The organism is Pseudomonas sp. 10S4, assembly GCF_034344865.1.
Taxonomy (GTDB): domain Bacteria; phylum Pseudomonadota; class Gammaproteobacteria; order Pseudomonadales; family Pseudomonadaceae; genus Aquipseudomonas.
In genome coordinates this window covers 1,544,974-1,563,779 of record NZ_CP133774.1, presented here as the reverse complement: position 1 = coordinate 1,563,779, position 18,806 = coordinate 1,544,974, and the positions used below count along the sequence as shown (strand labels likewise).

Here is an 18,806-nt window from a genome sequence, read left to right as displayed (position 1 = left end):
TTGTAGCGCAGTGGGGCGGATGCGCCCAAACACACGGTGTGACAAATGGACTACAGGCCGTCGGTTAAGTGCTTTTCACGGCCTTCAGCTGTCGGCTGGATTTTTTAGACGTGCCCAGGCGCGGCCAGCGGCTCTATAATGCTCGGCAGTTTTCCGTCCCCCGTACAGGTATCCCCTATGAAACGTCCAAGTGGTCGCGCTGCCGATCAGCTCCGCTCGATCCGCATTACCCGCAACTACACCAAACACGCCGAGGGATCTGTACTGGTCGAATTCGGTGATACCAAAGTCATCTGCACCGTCAGCGTCGAGAACGGCGTGCCGCGTTTCCTCAAGGGGCAGGGCCAAGGTTGGTTGACCGCTGAATACGGCATGCTGCCGCGCGCCACCGGCGAGCGTAACCAGCGTGAAGCGAGCCGCGGCAAGCAAGGCGGCCGCACCCTGGAAATCCAGCGTCTGATCGGTCGTTCCCTGCGCGCGGCGCTGGACATGTCCAAGCTGGGCGATGTCACCCTGTACGTCGATTGCGACGTGATCCAGGCTGACGGTGGCACCCGTACTGCATCGATCACCGGCGCAATGGTTGCATTGGTTGATGCCTTGAAAGTGATCAAGAAGCGCGGCGGCCTGAAAGGCGGCGACCCGCTCAAGCAAATGATCGCTGCCGTTTCGGTAGGCATGTATCAGGGTGAGCCTGTGCTTGACCTCGACTACCCGGAAGATTCGGCTGCCGAGACCGACCTGAACGTCGTGATGACCAGCACTGGCGGCTTCATCGAAGTCCAGGGTACTGCTGAAGGCGCGCCGTTCCAGCCGGAAGAGCTGACGGCGATGCTGGAACTGGCCAAGAAAGGCATGAACGAAATCTTCGAATTGCAGAAAGCTGCTCTGGCTGACTGATCGGACTGTTCCACGCAAGGAGGACGCCATGAGTGACGAGCAACTGCTGCTGCCCAAGCCGAGCCAAGAGGTTCGTCAATGGGCTATGTTTTGTCACTTGTCCGCCTTGCTGGGGATCTGGATTCCGTTTGGCACGCTGATTGGTCCACTGATTCTCTGGCAGATGAAGCGCGAGAGTGACCCGTTCATTGATGCGCAGGGCAAGGAGGCGTTGAATTTTCAGATCACCGTCGCCATTGCCGCGACCATCTCGTTCTTTTTGATGTTGGTGGTCATCGGGTTCTTCCTGCTTGGCCTGATCGCCATCGGCGGGTTGGTGCTGACGATCATCGCGGGTGTAAAAGCCAATGACGGCGTGCCTTATCGGTATCCGTTCACCTGGCGGGTAATCAAGTAACGATCAATACAGAACCCCTGTGGCCGCGGGCAAGCCTGCTCCCACATTGGACGCTTTAAATCAAATGCCCTGACTTGTCGGGGCATTTGTATTTTTGCCGTTTAATTAATATCTGTGGCGTATAGAACGTGTGATAAGCGCGCCACGCTTCTTTATCAACTATCACTCTTACATCTTTAGTCACAACTGCAATGCCTCCTCATCGGCTGAGTCCTTGGCAATGAGACTTTGCGGTTGATAGAGTTGCCCCACGTTATATTCACTCAGTAATATTTCGACATATTCAAGCCATCGAAGGTCCTTGAATTTCAAGCAATCAGTGTTGAGACACTCAGCCGGTTCAAAGGCGTACGTAGGTAAGACGTTCGCCTCTGAATATATAGCCAAGAATAATCCCAATGATTCAGCTCGATTTTTATGGAACGCTTGTGGCCGCCTCCTTAGTGCTTTTGCTGGGGCGCGGACTTGTTACACGTGTTGGTTTTCTACGTAATTACAATATTCCGGAACCCGTCGCCGGCGGCCTGTTGGTTGCCCTGACTCTCTTGGTATTGCGAACTTTTGATATTGAAGTCCGCTTTGATACTTCATTACAGACGCCGTTGATGTTGGCTTTTTTTGCCACTATCGGTTTGAGTGCGGACTTCGCCAGCCTGAAGAAGGGCGGTCGCGTAGTGGGCGTTTTTCTGCTGGCAGTGGTTGGACTTCTGATACTCCAAAATGCCATGGGCATCGGCCTCGCAAAAATGCTTGGACTCGATCCTTTGATGGGGCTGCTGACCGGCTCGATTACGTTGGCGGGCGGTCACGGTACAGGCGCTGCGTGGGGGACGGTGTTCAGTGAGAAGTATGGTCTGGCTTCTGCCTCAGAACTTGCGATTGCCTCTGCGACGTTTGGCCTGGTGTTGGGAGGCTTGATAGGTGGTCCGGTCGCTCGCCTGCTGATCAAGCGTGTTCAAGTCCCCGGCTGCCACCCTCAGGAAACGCCACGGTTGCCAAAGGGTTTTGAGCAGCCGAACAAAGAGCGCTCGATTACGCCATTTTCGTTTATCGAGACACTCGCCCTGATTGCCGTCAGCCTATTAGCCGGCAATCTTCTGAATGGCTTGCTGCAAGGCACTGCACTTGAGTTGCCGACGTTCGTGTGCGTCTTGTTCGTGGGTGTGGTTTTGCGCAACGGGCTTTCAGCGTTGGGCTTGTATCAGGTATTCGAGCGTGAAGTTTCCGTGCTGGGGAATGTCAGCTTGTCGCTGTTTCTGGCGATTGCCTTGATGTCGCTCAAACTCTGGGATCTGGCGGCACTGGCCTTGCCGATCTTCATCATTCTGGCTGCGCAAACGTTGGTCATGGCGCTGTTTGCGATTTTCGTGACCTTCAGAATCATGGGCAGTAACTACGATGCGGCGGTGTTGGCGGCAGGGCACTGCGGTTTTGGGCTTGGTGCCACACCCACGGCCATCGCTAACATGCAGGCGGTGACGCAGCGCTACGGGCCTTCGCAGATAGCGTTTCTCGTGGTGCCCATGGTGGGTGCGTTCTTCATCGACATCATTAATGTCATCGTGATCAAGCTGTACCTTGCACTGCCGTTTTTTGCCGTTGCCTGAGGTTTGGGTCATATCCACAGGCGTATAAAAAATGCCCGTATCTTGCGATACGGGCATTTTTTTAGCTGCGAAACGACGCTTAGATGGTCAGCGTCCAGTCGTAATCCACGATCAGCGGTGCGTGCTGCGAGAACCGTGGCTGACGTGGCAGGCGTGCGCTGCGTACAAAGCGGCGCAGGCCCGGGGTCAGCAACTGGTAGTCGAAACGCCAGCCCAGGTTGAGCATCTCAGCCTGTTCGTTGTCCGGCCACCAGCTGTACTGGTCGCCTTCACGGCTGACTTCGCGCAGGGCATCGACATAACCCATGTTGCCGACAATCTCGTCCATCCAGGCACGTTCAGGTGCCAGGAAGCCCGGAGATTGCTGGCTGTCGCGCCAGTTCTTGATATCCAGCTTCTGTTGCGCCACGTACAGCGAGCCACAATAAATGTACTCGCGACGTTTGCGTCGCTGTTTATCCAGATAACGGGCGAAATCGTCCATTAGCTTGAACTTCTGGTTCAAGTCTTCATCGCCATTCTGCCCCGAAGGGAGCAGCAAGGTCGCGATGCTGACCTTATCGAAATCGGCTTGCAGGTAGCGCCCGTAGCGGTCGGCCGTCTCGAAGCCGAGACCGCTGATGACAGCCTTCGGTTGCAACCGCGAATACAAAGCCACGCCACCTTGGGCGGGTACTTCGGCATCGCAGGCATAAAGGAAGTAGCCATCCAGTTGGAAAGCTGGATCGTCCAGTTCAAAGGCGGAGGCGCGGGTGTCCTGCAGGCAGATGACGTCGGCATTCTGTGCTTGCAGCCAACTGAGCAAACCTCGCTCCACTGCAGCCTGAATACCATTGACGTTCACACTGATGATCCGCATAAATGGCCCCAAAAATCGCGTGCGTGTATGATACACGGCGTCAACCTAATTAGCTAAATCCGTGGTATTTGGGGTTTTTTTCATGCAAGCGTATCAGCGCGATTTCATTCGTTTTGCCATCGATCGCGGCGTTTTGCGCTTCGGTGAGTTCACCCTGAAGTCCGGACGTACCAGTCCTTACTTCTTCAATGCCGGCCTGTTCAACACCGGTTCGGCCTTGGCGCAGCTGGGTCGTTTCTACGCGGCAGCCATTGTCGAGAGCGGCATTCCCTTCGACGTTCTGTTTGGCCCGGCGTACAAAGGCATCCCGTTGGCGGCGACTACCGCGGTGGCATTGGCCGAACATCACGGCCGTGACCTGCCATGGTGCTTCAACCGCAAGGAAGCCAAGGCCCACGGCGAAGGCGGCAGCCTGGTCGGCGCCCCATTGGCCGGCGACGTGCTGATCATCGACGACGTGATCACCGCTGGCACCGCGATCCGCGAAGTGATGCAGATCATCGCTTCCCAGGACGGTGCCAAGGCCGCCGGCGTGCTGATCGCGCTGAACCGTCAGGAGCGAGGCAACGGCGAGTTGTCGGCTATCCAGGAAGTGGAGCGTGACTTCGGCATTCCGGTGATCAGCATTGTTTCGCTGAACCAGGTCCTGCAGTTCCTGGCGGATGATCCGCAGCTCAAGCAGCATTTGCCGGCGGTTGAAGCCTACCGAGCCCAGTTTGGCGTGTAACACCGACCTGTGTAGGAGCGAGGCTTGCCCGCGAAGAGGCCGTCACATTCGACATCTTCGTTGACTGATACACCGCTTTCGCGGGCAAGCCTCGCTCCCACAAGGGATCGCAGGCAAAAAAGACCCCGCTCAGCCAGGCTGAGCGGGGTCTTTTGTATGCGCTATCGCTTACGGACGCTTGCGATTGCTGATCAAAGTACCCACACCCGTATCGGTGAAGATCTCCAGCAGAATCGCATTCGGCACCCGGCCGTCAATGATCAGCGAGCTGCCCACGCCGCCCTGTACTGCTTCCAGCGCGCAACGAATCTTCGGCAGCATGCCGCCGTAGATCGTGCCGTCGGCGATCAAGTCATCGACTTGCTGGGTGGTCAGGCCGGTCAGGACCGTGCCTTGCTTGTCCATCAGGCCCGCGATGTTGGTCAGCAGCATCAGCTTTTCAGCTTTCAGCGCTTCGGCCACTTTACCGGCCACCAGATCAGCGTTGATGTTGTACGACTCGCCGTTGGCGCCGACGCCGATTGGCGCGATCACCGGGATGAAATCGCCTTTGACCAGCAGGTTCAGCAGGTCGGTGTTGATCCCGACCACTTCGCCCACCTGGCCGATATCGATGATTTCCGGCTGGGTCATCTCCGGCGTCTGACGGGTCACGGTGAGCTTTTTCGCACGAATCAGCTCGGCGTCTTTACCGGTCAGGCCGATGGCGCTGCCGCCATGACGGTTGATCAGGTTGACGATGTCCTTGTTCACCTGGCCGCCGAGGACCATTTCCACCACGTCCATGGTCTGCGCGTCAGTCACGCGCATGCCATCGATGAAGTGGCTCTCGATCGACAGACGCTTGAGCAAATCGCCGATTTGCGGGCCGCCGCCGTGAACCACTACCGGGTTGATGCCCACGGCTTTCATCAGCACGATGTCGCGGGCGAAGCCGGTTTTCAGCTCCTCGCTTTCCATCGCGTTGCCGCCGTATTTGATCACCAGCGTCTTGCCGACATAGCGGCGAATGTAAGGCAGCGCTTCGGACAGGACCTTGGCGGTGTTGGCGGCGGCTTCGCGTTCGAGGGTCATTCAGGGCTCCGGTGCATCAAAAAATCAGAACGGTAGTTGGAGATCAGGGGCAACACGTTTCAGTTGGGCGTGGAACACGTCCTTGATGCGCTGCAATTCAGCCTCGTCATCGGCCTCGAAGCGCAGCACCAGCACCGGCGTGGTGTTGGATGCGCGCACCAGGCCCCAGCCTTTGGCGTAGTCGACTCGCACGCCGTCAATGGTGGTCAGGTTGGCGCCTTCGCCCCACTTCGCGTCGTGCAATGCATCAATGATGCTGAATTTGCTCTCTTCGGTCACATGGATATTGATTTCAGGCGTAGAAATATCGTTCGGGAAGGTCGCAAACAGCTCCTCCGCGGTGGATTTTTCCTTGCTGAGGATCTCCAGCAGCCGCGCGGCGCTGTAAATGCCATCGTCGAAACCGAACCAGCGCTCCTTGAAGAAGATATGCCCGCTCATTTCGCCGGCCAACAGGGCGCCGGTTTGTTTCATTTTCTTTTTGATCAACGAGTGACCGGTCTTCCACATTAGCGGACGACCGCCGTATTCCTTGATCAGCGGGGTCAGGCGGCGGGTGCATTTGACGTCGAAGATGATTTCCGCGTCCGGGTTGCGTGCCAGTACGTCGCGGGCGAACAACATCAACAGGCGGTCGGGGAAGACGATGCTGCCGGTGTTGGTCACCACGCCGACGCGGTCGCCGTCGCCGTCGAAGGCCAGGCCGATGTCAGCGTTGGTTTCCTTGACCTTGGCGATCAGGTCGACCAGGTTTTCAGGCTTGCCCGGATCCGGGTGGTGGTTCGGGAAGTTGCCGTCGACCTCGCAGAACAGCGGGATCACTTCGCAATTCAGCGCTTCGATCAACTGCGGGGCGATCACGCCGGCCGCGCCGTTACCGCAATCGACCACCACTTTGAGGCGGCGGGCGAGTTTGATGTCCTGGACGATCTCAGTGTTGTAGCGATCGAGGATCTCGACCTTGGTGATGCTGCCCTTGCCGCTGCTCAGGTTGTTGGTCTTGAGGCGTTCGTGCAGGGCCTGGATTTGTTCGTTGGCCAAAGTATCGCCAGCGATAACGATCTTGAAACCGTTGTAGTTCGACGGGTTGTGGCTGCCGGTGAGCATGACGCCGGATTTGCCGGCCAGTACGTTGGCGGCGTAATACAGGGCTGGCGTTGGCACCAGGCCGACGTCGCTGACGTGGCAACCGCTGTCGGCCAGGCCTTGAATCAGGCGTTCGACCAGCTCGGGGCCGGAGAGGCGGCCGTCGCGGCCAACGGAAACGTTTGGTTCGTCCTGGGCCAGGCTCTGGGCGCCGATAGCGCGGCCGAGCCAGTAAGCGGTTTCAGCGTTCAAGAATTCCGGGACGGTGCCGCGAATGTCGTAGGCGCGGAAGATACTGTCGGGGAACTTCGGTGCGACTTGGGCTGGGCTGCTCATCTGTGGGAATGCTCCATTTCGAAAGTGGCTGGACCTGCCTGTGAACTACGGGTCGACAGGCTCAAACTGAAGGGTATGACGGCGTTTTCCACAGAGAGTTCGTGGTGTGTAAAGGCCATGCCACCGTCTTCAGCAAGCATTTGGCCGGCCAAAACCTTGATTTGCAGTGATAAACCTTTCAGATGACGTCTGTGCAATTTCCAGCATACAGAGCATCTGTGGCGAGGGAGCTTGCTCCCGCTTGAGTGCGCAGCACTCACAAAATCGGTAATGACTTACAAAGTTTTTGGGGCCGCTTCGCAGCCCAGCGCGAGCAAGCTCGCTCGCCACAGGATCACCTGTGAATCAATGGCTGCCCGAGTGACCAAAACCACCAGCGCCACGCTCGGTCTCAACGAACTCTTCGACCATTTCGAAGTGCGCTTGAACTACCGGCACCAAAACCAGTTGAGCCAGACGCTCGCCGACCACCATGTTGAAATCGGTCTGGCCACGGTTCCAGCACGAAACCATCAGTGGACCCTGGTAATCGGAGTCGATCAGGCCGACCAGGTTGCCCAGCACGATGCCGTGCTTATGGCCCAGGCCTGAGCGCGGCAGAATCAGCGCCGCCAGGCCTGGATCGCCGATGTAGACGGACAGGCCGGTCGGGATCAGCAGGGTTTCGCCCGGCTTGATCACGGTGTCTTTTTCCAGCATGGCGCGCAGGTCGAGGCCGGCGGAGCCTGGGGTGGCGTACTGCGGCAGCGGGAAGTCGGTGCCGATGCGGGGGTCGAGGATCTTGGCTTGCAAAGCGTGCATGTAAATTAAACCTGGTTCAGACGGTCGGCGATAAAAGTGATCAGCTGGCGAGCAATCTTGCTCTTGCTGGTCTGGGCGAAAAGTGTGGCGTGCAATTCACGATCGATCACGCTGCAGGCGTTTTCTTCGCTGTTGAAGCCAATACTCGGGTTGGCGACGTCATTGGCGACGATCAAATCGAGGTTCTTGTCTTTCAACTTGCGCGCAGCGTAATCGAGCAGGTGTTCGGTTTCGGCGGCGAAACCGACACTGAACGGACGGTCGGGGCGCGTGGCGATGGTGGCCAGGATGTCTGGGTTACGCACCATCTGTAGCAACAAGCCGTCGCCGTTCGTAGGGTCTTTCTTGAGTTTCTGTGGGGCGACGACTTCCGGGCGGTAGTCCGCGACCGCTGCCGAAGCAATGAACAGGTCGCAAGGGATCGCGGCTTCACAGGCGGCGAGCATGTCGCGGGCGCTGACCACATCGATGCGGGTGACGCGATCCGGGGTCGGCAGGTGCACCGGGCCGGTGATCAGCGTTACGCGGGCGCCGGCTTCCACTGCGGCTTCGGCCAGGGCAAAGCCCATTTTGCCGGAGCTGTGGTTGGTGATGTAGCGCACCGGGTCGATGTTTTCCTGGGTCGGGCCGGCGGTAATCAGTACGTGTTTGCCGGTCAGTGCCTGACGCTGGAAGCAGTCTGCCGCGCACTGGGCGAGGTCGGTGGCTTCGAGCATGCGGCCCATGCCGACGTCGCCGCAGGCCTGGCTGCCGGAGGCTGGACCAAAGGACTTGAAGCCACGGCTTTCGAGCAATTGCAGGTTGGCTTGGGTCGCCGGGTCGCGCCACATGGCCTGGTTCATCGCCGGTGCAACGGCGACCACGGCGTCGGTGGCCAGCACCAAGGTGGTCAGCAGGTCATTGGCAATGCCTTGGGCCAAGCGGGCGATCAAGTCTGCGGTGGCAGGGGCGATCAGCACCAGGTCGGCCCATTTGGCCAGCTCGATGTGGCCCATGGCGGCTTCGGCCGCCGGGTCCAGCAGATCGAGGTGGACCGGGTGCCCGGACAAGGCCTGCATGGTCAGCGGGGTAATGAACTCGCTGCCGCCACGGGTCATGACCACGCGCACTTCGGCGCCCTGATCGATCAGGCGGCGAACCAGGTCGGCGCTCTTGTAGGCAGCAATACCGCCACCGACGCCCAGAACGATGCGTTTCCGATACAGCCGCTGCATAGGTCTGCCTTTCATTTCGTTGATGACTGCATGGCGAAACCCCCTCCCCAGGGATGAATTCGCCCGCAAAAAAGATGGGCTACGATATCACAGCGACCGCTACGGAACAGCGGCGCCCACAGACATGGAGGTGCTATGAGCATTCGCGATTGGCCGGCAGCAGAGCGGCCGCGAGAGAAGCTTCTTGAACAAGGTTCGGCGAGTCTTTCTGATGCTGAGCTGCTGGCAATCTTTCTACGGACCGGCGTGTCCGGCAAAAGCGCGGTAGACCTGGCGCGACACCTGTTGAGTCAATTCGGCAGTCTGCGCACTTTACTGGAGGCCGATCTACGGGCCTTCAGCAGCCAATTGGGCTTGGGTCCGGCAAAGTTCGCCCAGTTGCAGGCGGTGCTGGAGATGGCCCGGCGGCATCTGGCCGAGCGATTACGCCGGGATTCGGTGCTGGAGAGTCCTTTGGCGGTACGCGACTACCTCAAGGCCATGCTGCGCCATGAGCCCCACGAGGTGTTCGGTTGTCTGTTTCTGGATTCCAAGCACCGGGTACTGGCGTTTGAAGCGCTGTTTCGTGGCTCCATCGACAGCACCAGTGTTTATCCGCGGCAGGTGGTCAAGCGCGCCCTGGCTCACAACGCCGCAGCGCTGATCCTGTGCCACAACCACCCATCGGGCAACACCGACCCCAGTCAGGCCGACCGAATGCTGACCAAGCGCCTGCAAGAGGCGTTGGAGCTGATTGATGTGCGAGTGCTCGACCATTTCATCATTGGGGATGGTGATCCGCTGTCCATGGCCGAGTACGGCTGGATGTAGCGGGGTGTAAGGCGCTGGGAGCGAGCTTTTGTGGCGAGGGAGCTTGCTCCCGCTGGGCTGCGTAGCGGCCCCAAAGATCTTGTGAGCGCTGCGCACTCAAGCGGGAGCAAGCTCCCTCGCCACAAAAGCCGCTCCCATGGTTTCTACTTGATGCTGACCTTCGAATAGTCCTGCCGGCCAAACGGGCTTGCCGAGTAACCCTGCACATCTTTGCGCGTCAACGCGAAAGCAGTCGGGTGCGCCAAAGGCAGCCACAGCGCCTGCTGCTGAATCTGCGCCTGGGCCTGTTCGTAGAGCTTGGTGCGCACACCTTGCTCGCTGGTGGTCTTGCCAGCGCTGATCAGCTTGTCCAGGTCCTGGTTGCAGTAACGGGCGAAGTTAGTCCCGGATTTGACCGCGGCGCAGGAAAACTGCGGCGTGAGGAAGTTGTCCGGGTCGCCGTTGTCGCCGGCCCAGCCCATGAACAGCAGGTCATGCTCGCCGGCCTTGGCGCGACGGATCAGTTCGCCCCATTCGATCACCCGGATTTCAGCTTGAATGCCGATTTCCGCCAAGTCGGATTGCAGCAGTTGCGGGCCGAGGCTCGGGTTGGGGTTCAGCAAACTGCCGGAAGGGCGGGTCCAGATGGTGGTCTGGAAACCGTCCTTGAGCCCGGCCTTGGCCATCAATGCCTTGGCCTTTGCCACGTCGTGCGGATAACCCGGCAAGCCTTTGGCGTAGCTCCAGGTGTTAGGCGGGTAAGGACCGTTCGCCGCTTCGGCGGTGTCTTCGAACACGGCCTTGATGTAGTTGGCCTTGTCGAAGGCGAGGTTGATCGCCTGGCGGACTTCGGGCTTGTCCAGCGGTGGATGCTGACTGTTGATGCCGACGAATGCGGTCATGAAGGCGTCAGTCTTTTCCACTTTCAGCGCTGGTTCTTGCCGCGCGGCCACCACATCCAGAGGCTTGGGCGACAGGGCGATCTGGCACTCGTTGCGGCGCAATTTCTGCAAGCGCACGTTGGCGTCCGGGGTAATCGCGAAGATCAACGGGTCCACCGACGGCTTGCCGCCGAAGTAGTCGCGGTTGGCCTTGTAGCGAATCGCCACGTCTTTCTGGAAGCGCGTAAAGATGAACGGGCCACTGCCGATCGGCTGGCTGTTGAGCTGCTCCGGGGTGCCGGCCTTCATCAACTGGTCGGCGTATTCGGCCGAATAGATCGACGCGAAGCCCATGGTCAGGGTCGCAAGGAAGGTCGAGTCCGGATGATCGAGGGTGAAGCGCACGGTCAGCGGATCGAGGGCGTCGATCTTTTTGATCAGCGCCGGCAGTTGCATCGACTGCGCGTGCGGGAAGCCACTTTGGGCGACTTTGTGCCACGGGTTGGCCGGGTCGAGCTGGCGGTCGAAGCTGAACTTCACGTCTTCGGCGCTCAAGTCGCGAGTCGGGCTGAAGTACTCGGTTTTGTGGAATTTTACTTGTGGATGCAATTTGAAGACGTAGCTCAGGCCGTCGGGCGTGACTTCCCAGCTATCCGCTAGGCTGGCGACCACTTTGCCGCTGGCTGTATCGAAGTTCACCAAAGTGTTCATCAGCACATCGGCCGAGGCATTGGTGGTAGTCAGCGAGTTGTATTGCACCACGTCGAACCCTTCGGGGCTGGCCTCGGTGCAGACGGTGAGGGCGGCGGCGTGGGCCAGCGGGCTCAGCAGCAGGGGGCAAGCAAGAGGGGGAGTGCAGCGAGGCGCATGGTCGGATTCCTTTACAGATCGAAGGCCCATCTGCAAGTGCAGTCTGGAAAAGGCCTACCCTAGTGGGCTCTTTTGCAAATGACTATCCCCTTTTTCATTTTGGGGGGACTATAGGCGCCAGTTTTGGTTGTGCGGTGGATGAGGAAACCTTCGAATTGGCGTGTTGGCCGATGCTCTGCGACGAGCGGTCACCATCGACGATAGCCTTTGTCCAAGGCGCTCGTGGCCAGGAAAATGGGCTTTTTGTGAATTCATCGCACACTGAATGTTGTTGCTCTGAGGTCTTTCTGGTATAAAGCAGCGCTCTTTTCTAGGGGCCCGGTTCCTTCACTGTAGGTGTAGCCGGTAAGACCTCTAAAGAAACGCGGCGCCTGGCGCCAAATGACTGAGAGATTAAGCGGCCAACCCATGCCGGGTTGGGCATGTGGTTTTAGAGGGCTGAGGCATGTCGAGAGTATGTCAAGTTACCGGTAAGGGTCCGGTGACTGGGAATAACATTTCCCACGCAAACAACAAAACCCGTCGTCGTTTCCTGCCGAACCTGCAGCATCACCGCTTCTGGGTTGAAGAAGAGAAACGTTTCGTGCGTCTGCGCGTATCTGCCAAAGGCATGCGTATTATCGACAAGCGTGGCATCACTGTCGTGCTGGCCGAAATCCGCAAAGCCGGCAAGATCTAAGGGAGCTAATCATGCGTGAATTGATTCGTTTGATTTCGAGCGCCGGTACTGGTCACTTCTACACTACCGACAAAAACAAGCGTACTACTCCGGACAAAATCGAGATCAAGAAATTTGATCCGGTTGTTCGTAAGCACGTGATCTACAAGGAAGGCAAAATCAAGTAATTGATTTTTCCGACTTATGAAAAAGGCCCGTATCGCGAGATACGGGCCTTTTTTGTTGCCTGTGGGTTATGCGTTGCCTGTCAGGATGCCTTCGCGGGCAAGCCTCGCTCCTACAGGGGATCGCGTATGACCTGTAGGAGCGAGCGGTGCGACGATTCGACTTGCCCGCGAAGAGGCCGGCCCAGACAACAAAAATCTTTAGGCCTTCTGTTCAAACACCACATAAATCTTGCGGCACGCCTCCAGCACTTCCCACGTACCCCGGAAGCCCGCCGGAATGACAAAGCGATCACCCGCCCGTAGCGTTTTGCTGTTGCCATCGTTATCGCGCAGCACCGACACGCCCTGAACAATCTCGCAGTATTCATGCTCGGTGTAATTCACCAGCCACTGGCCAATTTCGCCTTCCCACACGCCGGCGCTCATCTGGCCGCACGGGCTGTTGTAGTGGTTGTACACCGCTTGCTCTGGGTCGCCCTTGAGGACTTTTGCCGGGTCTGGCCGATAGCGATCAGGCTGCGTGGTGGCTTGGCTGAAGTCGACGACATCCTGGATATTCATTGTTGTAATTCCCCGTGATTGCGGCGCGATGGCTGAAAAGACCCAAAGTCTATGTTTATTAAAATGAACACTGCAAGGCCGTTTGCCGACCTTGTGTCAAATATATTGATACAACCCCGGCCACTGGTTTAGGGTGGCAGGTGCCTTGGGCCGATAGCAGGCTGGCCGGGCAGAATTCCTGACAGCACCCGCGAAGAACGCGGGGCACTCGTATTCAACAAGAGGAGGACACTCGTATGACCACCCTGACTCGTGCCGACTGGGAACAACGGGCTCGCGATCTGAAGATCGAAGGCCGCGCCTATATCAATGGCGAATACACCGATGCCGTCTCCAGTGAGACCTTCGAGTGCATCAGCCCGGTCGATGGCCGTCTGCTGGGCAAGATCGCCAGCTGTGACGCCGCCGATGCCCAGCGCGCTGTGGAAAACGCCCGCGCCACCTTCAATTCCGGCGCGTGGTCGCGCCTGGCGCCGACCAAACGCAAAGCCACCATGATCCGTTTCGCCGGCCTGCTGAAACAGCACGCCGAAGAGCTGGCCCTGCTTGAAACCCTGGACATGGGCAAGCCGATCAGCGATTCCCTGTACATCGACGTTCCCGGCGCGGCGCAAGCCTTGAGCTGGAGCGGTGAAGCCATCGACAAGATCTACGACGAAGTCGCCGCTACCCCGCACGATCAGTTGGGTCTGGTGACCCGTGAGCCGGTGGGTGTGGTCGCAGCCATCGTGCCGTGGAACTTCCCGTTGATGATGGCCTGCTGGAAACTCGGCCCGGCGCTGTCCACCGGTAACTCGGTGGTCCTCAAGCCGTCTGAAAAATCGCCGCTGACCGCCATCCGCATCGCCGCACTGGCGGTTGAAGCCGGTATCCCGAAAGGCGTGCTGAACGTCCTGCCAGGTTATGGCCACACCGTCGGCAAGGCCCTGGCCCTGCACAACGACGTGGACACCCTGGTGTTCACCGGTTCGACCAAGATCGCCAAGCAACTGCTGATCTACTCCGGCGAATCGAACATGAAACGCGTCTGGCTCGAAGCCGGCGGCAAGAGCCCGAACATCGTGTTCGCCGATGCCCCAGACCTGCAAGCCGCCGCTGAGTCGGCTGCCGGCGCCATCGCCTTCAACCAGGGCGAGGTCTGCACCGCCGGTTCGCGTCTGCTGGTCGAGCGTTCGATCAAGGACACCTTCCTGCCGCTGGTGATCGCAGCGTTGAAAACCTGGAAGCCGGGCAACCCGCTGGACCCGGCGACCAACGTTGGCGCTCTGGTGGACACCCAGCAGATGAACACCGTGTTGTCCTACATTGAATCCGGTCACACCGACGGCGCCAAACTGGTGGCTGGCGGCAAGCGCATTCTTCAGGAAACCGGTGGCACCTACGTTGAGCCGACGATTTTCGACGGCGTGAGCAACGCGATGAAAATCGCCCAGGAAGAAATCTTTGGCCCGGTGTTGTCGGTCATTGCTTTCGACACCGCCGAGGAAGCTATCCAGATCGCCAACGACACGCCATACGGCTTGGCCGCTGCGGTGTGGACCAAAGACATTTCCAAGGCTCACCTGACCGCCAAGGCACTGCGCGCTGGTAGCGTTTGGGTCAACCAGTACGACGGCGGCGACATGACTGCACCGTTCGGTGGTTTCAAGCAGTCGGGCAACGGTCGCGACAAGTCGCTGCACGCGTTCGACAAATACACCGAACTGAAGGCGACCTGGATCAAGTTGTAAGCCAGTGACGGAGCCCGGTAGTCAATCGGGCTCCTGATCGACGCAGATCCCTTGTGGGAGCGGGCTTGCTCGCGAAGGCGCCGTAACAGCCAACGATGATGTTGGATGTGATGGCCTCTTCGCGAGCAAGCCCGCTCCCACATTTGCTTTGTGTTGCCTGAATAATAATATCCACAGGAGTGTGGAACATGCGTTGGGCGACTTATTTCGCCGTGTTGGCGTCTGTCTTGAGTGTCGGGCTGGCCCTGGGTGTCAGCATGCCGCTGGTGTCGTTTCGCCTGGAAAACTGGGGCTACGGTTCGTTCGCGATTGGTGTGATGGCGGCCATGCCAGCCATCGGTGTGCTGCTGGGGGCGAAGATCTCCAGCCACCTGGCGGTGCGTTTCGGTACGGCCAACCTGATGCGTCTGTGCCTGTGGGCCGGGGCGGTGTCCATCGGTTTGCTGGCGCTGCTACCGAGTTATCCGATCTGGCTGGTGTTGCGGTTGATGATCGGGGTGATCCTGACCCTCGTCTTCATCCTCGGCGAAAGCTGGATCAACCAACTGGTGGTCGAGAAATGGCGCGGGCGACTGGTGGCGCTGTATGGCAGCAGCTATGCGTTGAGCCAACTGGGCGGGCCGTTGCTGTTGGGCGCGCTGGGCACCGAGCAGGATTACGGTTTTTGGGTCGGCGTCGGTTTACTGCTGACGGCACCGTTGCTGTTGCTGGGCCGTAGCGGTGCACCGAGCAGCGAAGCCAGCAGCGTGACCTTCGGCGATTTGCTGAATTTCTGCCGGGGCTTGCCGGCGATTGCCTGGGCGGTGTCGCTGTTCGCCGCGTTCGAAGCGATGATCCTGACGTTGTTGCCAGTGTATTGCCTGCGACAGGGCTTCACCGCAGAGATCGCCTTGGCGATGGTCAGCACCGTGGTGGTCGGCGATGCCTTGCTGCAACTGCCCATCGGTGCGCTGGCGGATCGACTGTCCCGGCGGACGTTGTTCACCGGGTGCGCCGTGGTCCTGCTGCTGTCGAGCCTGGCGATTCCGCTGCTGATCGATACGTTGTTGATCTGGCCGCTGTGGGTGCTGTTCGGTGCGAGTGCCGGTGGTTTGTTTACCTTGTCGCTGATCCTGATCGGCGAGCGCTATCGCGATGATGCGCTGGTGCGGGCCAATGCCCACATTGCGCAGCTATGGGGGATTGGCTGCCTGATCGGGCCATTGGCGGCCGGGGCCGGCAGTCAGTGGATCAGCGGGCATGCGTTGCCGTTGCTGATGGCGGTCGGGGCGTTGGGGTTGGTGATTTTGCTGATGCGCCAAGGCGCGTTTGGCGCGGTGGCCGAACCCGCCTGAAAACCTGTGGGAGCGGGCTTGTGTGGCGAGGGGGCTTGTCGGAACGCCGCATCGCCCCGTTCGGCTGCGCAGCAGTCGTAAAACCATTCACCGCGATTTTTCTGGCGGATGATGTCGCCAGTTTGGGGGCCGCTTCGCAGCCCAACGGGGCAAGCCCCTCGCCACAATGGATTGAAGCCTACTGGTTACAACATCCGCTCCAGGCCCACGGTAGTGCTCATCCACGCATTGAACCGTCGCCACCAATTCCCCGGTTCCTTGGTCAATGTGTGCAGTTTGCCGTTGTCTTCGGTGACCCAGACGAGCTGGCCGTTTTCCAGTTTTACCTCATAACTCAGCGGCGGCGCCATGCCTTGCACGGCCAGTTCACGCAAGCGCGCGGCCAGCTCCGGGCTGTCAACCAGCACGCCGACTTCGGTGTTCCAGAGCACCGAACGCGGATCGAAGTTAAATGAGCCGATGAAGGATTTTTGCTGGTCGAAGATCATCGCCTTGCTGTGCAGGCTCGAATCCGAGCCCTGATAGGCCGAGCGCCGGAACAGATGCGGACTACTGCCACCACCGGCGCCGGGCTGGCGCCGCAGTTCGAACAGCTTCACGCCGTGCTCCAGCAACGCCTTGCGATACGGCGCATAACCGCCGTGCACCGCCGGTACATCGGTGGCTTCCAGCGAGTTGGTCAGCAAACTCACCGAGACCCCGGCATCGGCGCGGCCGGTCAGGTACACCAGCCCCGGTTGGCCAGGCACAAAGTAGGCGGAAATCATGATCAGCTCTTTGCTGACGCCGTTGAGCTCAGGTGCCAACTGCGTGGTCAGCAATAACCGCGGGTCGGGTTCGCCCTTGGCCAGCACCTTGCTCGGTGCATCCCACAGTGCCTGGTTCCAGGCCCAGATCAGCTCCTGGCGCCAGATGTCCATGCGCGGATGCCTGGTATAGGTCATCAGTTGCCGATACAGCGCGTGATTCTGTTTGCGGGTCTCCTCCAGGGATTCTTCCAGGCGCGTACGGGTGTTTTGCAGGTCCTTGGCCGTCGGTTTGCTTGAGAGAAATTCGTCGATCGGCTTGCTCAGGGCGCTGTTCCAATACTGGTCGAAACTGTGGCCGAGCTGCTCAGCCACCGGCCCGACGCTGAGCATGTCGATGTCGGTGAAATTCAGGTTGGGCTCGGCATCGAAATACTCATCGCCCAGATTGCGTCCGCCGACGATGGCCGCGCTGTTGTCCGCTAGCCACAGCTTGTTGTGCATGCGCCGGTGTTGCAGCGACAGGTTGAACAACCGGCCCATGTTTCGCGTCACGCCGGTACTGCGGCCCAGTTGCAGCGGGTTGAACAGACGGATCTGAATCTGCGGGTGTGCCGCCAGGGTTGCAATGATTTGGTCCAGACCATCGCTGGTGGTGTCATCGAGCAGGATCCGCACCCGCACGCCGCGATCTGCAGCCTGGAGCAATTCCTCCACCAGCATGCGGGTGCTGATGCCGTCGTGGACGATGTAGTACTGCAAATCGAGGCTGGTCTGTGCGTTGCGGATCAACTCGGCGCGAGCCATGAAGGCTTCGGTGCTGTTGGAAAGCAGGCGGAAGCCCGATTGCCCTTGATGGGGCGCGGCCAGGGCCTGGATTGAGCGACCGAAGGCCGAGTTGCCCACCGGCAATGCCTGGCTGGGCTCACGCGAGACGTCGAGGCTTGCACAGCCATTGAGCAGCAAGGCGAGTAACAGAACGAAGGGTAGGGTCGGACTGACTCTCAAATCGGATCGTCTCGGGTTTGGGTAACGGCCGAAGTATGGCACGGCCAGAGAATTCGTCGTGTTCAAGAGAAATGGTTGGGGTAGATCGTCAGATTCCTCCCGATGAACCTGAAGAGGCTACAGCATCTGCTGAAAATTCCGATCTGTAACGCCTCGTCGTCCTACATAAAAGTCCTACAAAAAACGGAATGATCGCCAGGCATTTGGAGTGGAAGAAAAGAGTGATCTTTCCTTGCGCGGCATCTGCATCAATGTCCCAACCATTTCACAGGTAAGTGATGATGAAAAAGTTCTATTTGAGCAGCGTCCTGGCTGTTGCGTTGACCCCCTTTGCCGCTCAGGCAAACAGCGTTGACCTGACGGTCACCGGTACGGTTGTCCCGACCTCGTGTATTCCTGCCTTTGCCGGCGGCAACAATGTTGACCTGGGTCGTATCCTCTCCGGCAACCTGAGCCCGAGCGCACAAAACAACTTGCCGCCTCGGGATATCACTCTGAAAATCGCGTGCGATGCACCGGCTGCGGTGGAAATTGCGGTCACCGATAACCGTGGCGCCACCAAGGTACCGGGTCTGACCTTTAACGGTCGCACCAACGATGACCTTTACTATGGCCTGGGCAGCACCCAAGGCGTAGGGATTGGTGGCTTCGGTCTGTTGGTCGGTCAACCGTTGACCGATGGGGTCTCGCAAACGTTCCTGGTGCGCTCGCCGGCCAACCCGGTGTGGCGTGTCCCGGTCAGTGGGTTGGTATCCAACGCGCCGATCTCCTACTCCTGGGGGCCGAGCGCAGCGACCGGTCCAGCGGCTGCACGCTTGCACACCTTCCCGATGAAAGTGGCAGCGTCGATTCGACCTACCGCTGACCTGCCGCCCACCACCGACGAGTTCAAACTCGACGGCTCGGTTACGTTCGATGTGTTCTACCTCTGAGCCGTCGCACTCGCTGCGTTATTAAGCTCTGACCCTGACCAATTGACGGGGTTCGCCTGGCGCGAACCAGGGCATTTGTTCGACTGAAAAAACCGCCGTGGTCAGGTT

16 protein-coding genes and 2 pseudogenes are annotated in these 18,806 nt (G+C 59.1%); 10 read left to right on the top strand and 8 right to left on the bottom strand.

Features of this window, described 5'->3' with window-relative positions:
- The first annotated feature begins 177 nt into the window (after nucleotides 1–177).
- From rph to gltS, 3 genes are all read left to right on the top strand, one after another.
- Nucleotides 178–900 (top strand): ribonuclease PH, encoded by a 723-nt coding sequence (rph, locus tag RHM58_RS07370; protein ID WP_201190467.1) that lies wholly within the window; start codon nucleotides 178–180, stop codon nucleotides 898–900.
- Between the two features lie 28 nt (nucleotides 901–928).
- Nucleotides 929–1,297, top strand: coding sequence for a DUF4870 domain-containing protein (locus tag RHM58_RS07365; protein WP_322269968.1), 369 nt, complete (start codon nucleotides 929–931; stop codon nucleotides 1,295–1,297).
- A gap of 398 nt (nucleotides 1,298–1,695) precedes the next feature.
- On the top strand, nucleotides 1,696–2,904 hold the full coding sequence (gene gltS, locus RHM58_RS07360; RefSeq protein ID WP_201255319.1) for a sodium/glutamate symporter: 1,209 nt from the start codon (nucleotides 1,696–1,698) through the stop codon (nucleotides 2,902–2,904).
- A gap of 79 nt (nucleotides 2,905–2,983) precedes the next feature.
- On the opposite strand, the gene RHM58_RS07355 is transcribed toward gltS, so the two are convergent.
- Nucleotides 2,984–3,763 carry an exodeoxyribonuclease III gene (locus RHM58_RS07355; RefSeq protein WP_003176915.1) on the bottom strand — a complete coding sequence of 260 codons (780 nt, stop codon included), beginning with the start codon at nucleotides 3,761–3,763 and terminating at the stop codon, nucleotides 2,984–2,986.
- A gap of 82 nt (nucleotides 3,764–3,845) precedes the next feature.
- Here RHM58_RS07355 and pyrE point away from each other — a divergent pair, with 82 nt between their 5' ends.
- Nucleotides 3,846–4,490 (top strand): orotate phosphoribosyltransferase, encoded by a 645-nt coding sequence (gene pyrE, locus RHM58_RS07350; RefSeq protein WP_201198933.1) that lies wholly within the window; start codon nucleotides 3,846–3,848, stop codon nucleotides 4,488–4,490.
- A 168-nt stretch (nucleotides 4,491–4,658) separates the two neighbouring features.
- On the opposite strand, the gene argB is transcribed toward pyrE, so the two are convergent.
- The 4 genes and pseudogenes from argB to coaBC form a co-directional block, all read right to left on the bottom strand.
- A complete protein-coding gene (argB, locus tag RHM58_RS07345) occupies nucleotides 4,659–5,564 on the bottom strand; it encodes an acetylglutamate kinase (protein ID WP_123403785.1) in 906 nt (301 codons plus the stop codon).
- 24 nt (nucleotides 5,565–5,588) lie between these two features.
- A pseudogene (locus RHM58_RS07340) lies at nucleotides 5,589–6,965 on the bottom strand (phosphomannomutase/phosphoglucomutase); the annotation flags it as partial.
- Between the two features lie 366 nt (nucleotides 6,966–7,331).
- Nucleotides 7,332–7,787 carry a dUTP diphosphatase gene (gene dut / locus RHM58_RS07335; RefSeq protein ID WP_134420907.1) on the bottom strand — a complete coding sequence of 152 codons (456 nt, stop codon included), beginning with the start codon at nucleotides 7,785–7,787 and terminating at the stop codon, nucleotides 7,332–7,334.
- 5 nt (nucleotides 7,788–7,792) lie between these two features.
- Complete coding sequence (coaBC, locus tag RHM58_RS07330) at nucleotides 7,793–9,001, bottom strand: bifunctional phosphopantothenoylcysteine decarboxylase/phosphopantothenate--cysteine ligase CoaBC (protein WP_201205063.1); 1,209 nt, start codon at nucleotides 8,999–9,001, stop codon at nucleotides 7,793–7,795.
- A 135-nt stretch (nucleotides 9,002–9,136) separates the two neighbouring features.
- Here coaBC and radC point away from each other — a divergent pair, with 135 nt between their 5' ends.
- On the top strand, nucleotides 9,137–9,811 hold the full coding sequence (gene radC, locus RHM58_RS07325) for a RadC family protein (protein WP_322269967.1): 675 nt from the start codon (nucleotides 9,137–9,139) through the stop codon (nucleotides 9,809–9,811).
- A 143-nt stretch (nucleotides 9,812–9,954) separates the two neighbouring features.
- Here radC and RHM58_RS07320 read toward each other — a convergent pair.
- Nucleotides 9,955–11,540, bottom strand: a pseudogene (locus RHM58_RS07320) (ABC transporter substrate-binding protein).
- A gap of 446 nt (nucleotides 11,541–11,986) precedes the next feature.
- On the opposite strand from RHM58_RS07320, the gene rpmB reads away from it, so the two are divergent.
- Together rpmB and rpmG are read left to right on the top strand one after the other, a co-directional pair.
- Complete coding sequence (gene rpmB, locus RHM58_RS07315; RefSeq protein WP_007894701.1) at nucleotides 11,987–12,220, top strand: 50S ribosomal protein L28; 234 nt, start codon at nucleotides 11,987–11,989, stop codon at nucleotides 12,218–12,220.
- An 11-nt stretch (nucleotides 12,221–12,231) separates the two neighbouring features.
- On the top strand, nucleotides 12,232–12,387 hold the full coding sequence (gene rpmG, locus RHM58_RS07310; protein WP_007894709.1) for a 50S ribosomal protein L33: 156 nt from the start codon (nucleotides 12,232–12,234) through the stop codon (nucleotides 12,385–12,387).
- Between the two features lie 198 nt (nucleotides 12,388–12,585).
- Here the strand turns inward: rpmG and RHM58_RS07305 are convergent, their stop codons facing one another.
- A complete protein-coding gene (locus tag RHM58_RS07305) occupies nucleotides 12,586–12,948 on the bottom strand; it encodes a cupin domain-containing protein (protein WP_201198923.1) in 363 nt (120 codons plus the stop codon).
- A 236-nt stretch (nucleotides 12,949–13,184) separates the two neighbouring features.
- Between RHM58_RS07305 and RHM58_RS07300 the strand changes: the two genes are divergently transcribed.
- Together RHM58_RS07300 and RHM58_RS07295 are read left to right on the top strand one after the other, a co-directional pair.
- Nucleotides 13,185–14,678, top strand: coding sequence for an aldehyde dehydrogenase (locus RHM58_RS07300; RefSeq protein ID WP_201198921.1), 1,494 nt, complete (start codon nucleotides 13,185–13,187; stop codon nucleotides 14,676–14,678).
- A gap of 188 nt (nucleotides 14,679–14,866) precedes the next feature.
- The gene (locus tag RHM58_RS07295) at nucleotides 14,867–16,012 is read left to right on the top strand and encodes an MFS transporter (protein ID WP_322269964.1); all 1,146 of its coding nucleotides are present in this window, start codon (nucleotides 14,867–14,869) and stop codon (nucleotides 16,010–16,012) included.
- 185 nt (nucleotides 16,013–16,197) lie between these two features.
- Here RHM58_RS07295 and RHM58_RS07290 read toward each other — a convergent pair whose 3' ends face one another.
- Nucleotides 16,198–17,766 (bottom strand): phospholipase D family protein, encoded by a 1,569-nt coding sequence (locus tag RHM58_RS07290; protein WP_322269963.1) that lies wholly within the window; start codon nucleotides 17,764–17,766, stop codon nucleotides 16,198–16,200.
- A gap of 281 nt (nucleotides 17,767–18,047) precedes the next feature.
- On the opposite strand from RHM58_RS07290, the gene RHM58_RS07285 reads away from it, so the two are divergent.
- Complete coding sequence (locus tag RHM58_RS07285; RefSeq protein ID WP_322269960.1) at nucleotides 18,048–18,698, top strand: DUF1120 domain-containing protein; 651 nt, start codon at nucleotides 18,048–18,050, stop codon at nucleotides 18,696–18,698.
- Nucleotides 18,699–18,806 lie beyond the last annotated feature (108 nt).

Coding starts and splice junctions, on each gene's coding strand:
- rph (WP_201190467.1), top strand. CDS start 178: ATGAAACGTCCAAGTGGTCGCGCTGCCGATCAGCTCCGCTCGATCCGC.
- RHM58_RS07365 (WP_322269968.1), top strand. CDS start 929: ATGAGTGACGAGCAACTGCTGCTGCCCAAGCCGAGCCAAGAGGTTCGT.
- gltS (WP_201255319.1), top strand. CDS start 1,696: ATGATTCAGCTCGATTTTTATGGAACGCTTGTGGCCGCCTCCTTAGTG.
- RHM58_RS07355 (WP_003176915.1), bottom strand. CDS start 3,763: ATGCGGATCATCAGTGTGAACGTCAATGGTATTCAGGCTGCAGTGGAG.
- pyrE (WP_201198933.1), top strand. CDS start 3,846: ATGCAAGCGTATCAGCGCGATTTCATTCGTTTTGCCATCGATCGCGGC.
- argB (WP_123403785.1), bottom strand. CDS start 5,564: ATGACCCTCGAACGCGAAGCCGCCGCCAACACCGCCAAGGTCCTGTCC.
- dut (WP_134420907.1), bottom strand. CDS start 7,787: ATGCACGCTTTGCAAGCCAAGATCCTCGACCCCCGCATCGGCACCGAC.
- coaBC (WP_201205063.1), bottom strand. CDS start 9,001: ATGCAGCGGCTGTATCGGAAACGCATCGTTCTGGGCGTCGGTGGCGGT.
- radC (WP_322269967.1), top strand. CDS start 9,137: ATGAGCATTCGCGATTGGCCGGCAGCAGAGCGGCCGCGAGAGAAGCTT.
- rpmB (WP_007894701.1), top strand. CDS start 11,987: ATGTCGAGAGTATGTCAAGTTACCGGTAAGGGTCCGGTGACTGGGAAT.
- rpmG (WP_007894709.1), top strand. CDS start 12,232: ATGCGTGAATTGATTCGTTTGATTTCGAGCGCCGGTACTGGTCACTTC.
- RHM58_RS07305 (WP_201198923.1), bottom strand. CDS start 12,948: ATGAATATCCAGGATGTCGTCGACTTCAGCCAAGCCACCACGCAGCCT.
- RHM58_RS07300 (WP_201198921.1), top strand. CDS start 13,185: ATGACCACCCTGACTCGTGCCGACTGGGAACAACGGGCTCGCGATCTG.
- RHM58_RS07295 (WP_322269964.1), top strand. CDS start 14,867: ATGCGTTGGGCGACTTATTTCGCCGTGTTGGCGTCTGTCTTGAGTGTC.
- RHM58_RS07285 (WP_322269960.1), top strand. CDS start 18,048: ATGAAAAAGTTCTATTTGAGCAGCGTCCTGGCTGTTGCGTTGACCCCC.